Below are 2535 nucleotides of genomic sequence, written 5' to 3'. Positions count from 1 at the left end.
CGCGGGGGGGTGCGGGGGGCGCGGCTGCCGGGGGGGCCCCGCGCCGCCGGCGACGCGTCGGCGCAGCCTCTTCGACCGGTGCCGTCGTCTCGACCGGCGCTGCCTCCTCGACCGGCGCTGCCTCCTCGATTGGGCTAGCTGCCTCCTCGATTGGGCTAGCTGCCTCGGTCGGTGCGGTCGCTTCGATCGGGTCGGCCTCGTCGACCGGAGCGGGCTCGTCCACCGGCGCGGCGCCGTCGACCGGTGCGGGCTCGGCTGTCACCTGCTGCTCGCCGTCGGACTGACGCGCCGCCGGCTCATCGCCGTCGGACTGCATGGCCGCGCGGACCAACCCGCTCGCGAGTTCGTCGAGGTCGCCGTGGCCGTTCTCGTCGGTCTTCTCGCTGGCCGCCGCCCGGTGGATTGCGGCGATCGCCGCGTTGGCAGCCTGCCGCTGCTCCGTCAACGCCGGGTCGACCGTCTCCGGCTCGGATTTCCCGTTCCCGTTGCCGCCACGTCCGCCGCGGCGGCGCTTGCCCTGCTTGCCGTTGGCACGTTCGTCCTCGTCCTGCGGCTGATCGACGGGCTCACCGTGAATGATGATCCCGCGGCCCTTGCAGACCTCGCACGTCTCGCTGAAGGCCTCGATCAGTCCCTCGCCGACTCGCTTGCGCGTCATCTGCACGAGGCCGAGCGACGTCACCTCGGCCACCTGATGCTTGGTCCGGTCGCGGCCGAGGCACTCGGTCAGCCGGCGCAGCACGAGCTCGCGATTGGACGCGAGCACCATGTCGATGAAGTCGATCACCACGATGCCACCGACGTCGCGCAGCCGCAGCTGCCGCACGATCTCCTCGGCGGCTTCGAGGTTGTTGCGGGTGACGGTCTGCTCGAGGTTGCCGCCGCTGCCGACGAACTTGCCGGTGTTGACGTCGATGACCGTCATGGCCTCGGTGCGGTCGATCACCAGCGAACCGCCGGACGGCAGCCACACCTTGCGATCGAGCGCTTTCATCAGCTGCTCGTCGACGCGCAGGTCGTGGAAGACGTCGGTCTCGGCGGTGTGCCGGGAAACGCGTTCGGCGAGGTCCGGCGTGACAGAGCCGACGTACTCCGAGATCGTCTGCCAGGCCTCGTCGCCCTGCACGACCAGGGACTTGAAGTCCTCGTTGAACACGTCGCGCACGACGCGGATCGCGAGATCCGGTTCGCCGTGCACGAGCTTCGGCGCGCCCGATCCCTTAGCGCGAGCGGCCGCGATGGCCTCCCACTGCGCGCTGAGCCGTTCGACGTCGCGGGTCAGATCCTCTTCGCTGGCGCCCTCGGCCGCGGTGCGCACGATGACGCCGGCATCCTCGGGGACGATCTTCTTGAGGATGGTCTTGAGGCGATGCCGCTCGGTGTCGGGCAACCGCCGGCTGATGCCGGTCATGTCGCCGCCCGGGACGTAGACCAGGTAGCGGCCGGGCAGCGAGATCTGACTCGTCAGCCTGGCGCCCTTGTGCCCGATCGGATCCTTGGTCACCTGCACGAGCACGGTGTCGCCGGACTTCATCGCGTTCTCGATCGCGCGCGACTTGCCCTCCAGGCCCGCCGCGTCCCAGTTGACCTCGCCGGCGTAGAGCACGCCGTTGCGGCCCTTGCCGATGTCGACGAACGCGGCTTCCATGGACGGCAGCACGTTCTGCACCCGGCCGAGGTAGACGTTGCCGACGTAGGACGTGGCGCTGGCCCGGGTGACGTAGTGCTCGACGAGGATGTCGTCCTCGAGCACCGCGATCTGGGTGCGCTCGCCGTTCTGCCGCACAGCCATGACGCGGTCGACCGCCTCCCGGCGCGCCAGGAACTCTGCCTCGCTCAGGATCGGGGCACGACGCCGGTTGGTGTCCCGGCCGTCACGGCGGCGCTGTCGTTTGGCCTCGAGGCGCGTCGAGCCCTTGACGCCGCGCACGCCGTCGTCGGTGTCGTTGTCCGAGCGCCGGTCGCGGACGTGCGTGACGGTGTTCGGCGGGTTGTCGCCACCGGCGTCGTCGGCCGCGCCGGCGGAGCGGCGTCGGCGACGACGACGGGTGGACGAACTCGAGCCGTCGCCGCCCTCGTTCTGGGCCGGTTCGGCGTTGTCGTCGGCGGGCTCCGCCTCGGCAGTGGCGCCGGCATCGGTGTCGTCGCCGGCCTCCGCGGCTTCGGCGCCGCCGGCTGCCTCGGCAGTTGCGCTGCCGCCCCGGCCGCGCCGCCCGCGCCGCCGCCGGCGACGGGCGCCGGAGGCCTGCTCGATCGCGGCTTCGCGCAGGTCGTCCGGCTCGGCCGAGTCGTCGTCGGGCGCGTCGGCTGCGACCACGTCGGAACCGGCCGCGGCCGCGTACGCCGCCGCGTCCGGGAAGCGGGTGAAGACCTGCGGCGTGACGGTGTTGACCCGCTTGTCGGTGCTCTGGGCGGACAGGATGGTGGCGACCAGCAGCTCCAGCGGCGTGCTGAAGTCGAGCTCGGTGTGCGCGTCGGGGTAGGTCTCGGCGAGCCCGCGGTTGATCGTCCGGGCCCGGCGGACCCGCGCTGGGC

Annotated in this window: 1 pseudogene (only partly in view); it reads right to left on the bottom strand. The window is 72.0% G+C overall.

The annotated features are described in order from the left end of the window. Positions 1 to 2535, bottom strand: a pseudogene (locus ACFFCN_RS18505) (Rne/Rng family ribonuclease); its annotated part reaches 152 nt to the left of the window's first position; the annotation flags it as partial.

Source organism: uncultured Jatrophihabitans sp., assembly GCF_964246335.1.
GTDB lineage: Bacteria > Actinomycetota > Actinomycetes > Mycobacteriales > Jatrophihabitantaceae > Jatrophihabitans.
Note: the sequence above shows the minus strand (reverse complement) of the source record. Positions and strands in the feature narration are given on the sequence as shown.